Source organism: Shewanella hafniensis, assembly GCF_019655335.1.
Taxonomy (GTDB): Bacteria; Pseudomonadota; Gammaproteobacteria; order Enterobacterales; family Shewanellaceae; genus Shewanella; species Shewanella hafniensis.
Window position 1 is genome coordinate 1 of the sequence record NZ_BPFD01000204.1, and the last position, 621, is coordinate 621.

The following is a 621-nucleotide window of genomic DNA, read 5'->3' on the forward strand; positions in this document are numbered from 1 at the left end:
GGGTGAACAATTTGAGTGGTCGGCGACGGGTCGAAGTGGCGTGTCACTGGCACAATTATCGGCCGCCAATGATCTCGCCTTTTCCTTTCGACGAGCCGCGTCTCGGTTGGTAGAAATGGGTGGAAAGGAATGGGGACGGCAATGACGAAAGCTCTTTACCTTGCAAACCATTGAACCTATGGCAGATTTTTACCTAGGGAACACACGGAACGTAATTGGGGTCAGATGAAGGTTTTCGCCTAAATGTTCATCTGACCCCAATTTTCCCGCATTGGTGCGTTCATCATGATTTATCTTGTTGAACATAGAGACGGTGAGACTAAGGTTAAAGAGAACCGGATATTTCTGGCGCTGCCGTTAGGAAATGGAATTCAAAGAGAATTTGAGCCATACGGCGTGGCACACGGTATTGCCTCTGGCACCGGTGGTGACGTTGCATCCTTCATCTGCAGAGTCATTGCTTAACAAATCAATCAAGTTCGTTCCGGGCCTGAGGGCCCTGCACCGGACAGCCCTTTCGCTGCGCTGCAGGGCTGCCGCTTATTTTCGGCGTTAGCCCATAGAGATTTTCATCCGAAAATGACGAGTTAGAGTTAATAACCTAACTCATTTTTGTCCCAA

Annotated in this window: 1 protein-coding gene; it reads left to right on the plus strand. The window is 49.1% G+C overall.

All coding sequences use genetic code 11. The annotated features are described in order from the left end of the window. The first annotated feature begins 285 nt into the window (after positions 1-285). Entirely contained in the window at positions 286-465 is a 180-nt protein-coding gene (locus tag K5Q99_RS21930; protein ID WP_220778136.1) for a hypothetical protein, read from the plus strand. Positions 466-621 lie beyond the last annotated feature (156 nt).

Excerpts from the sequence above, each read along its gene's own strand:
- K5Q99_RS21930 (WP_220778136.1), top strand. The coding sequence starts at position 286 with ATGATTTATCTTGTTGAACATAGAGACGGTGAGACTAAGGTTAAAGAG.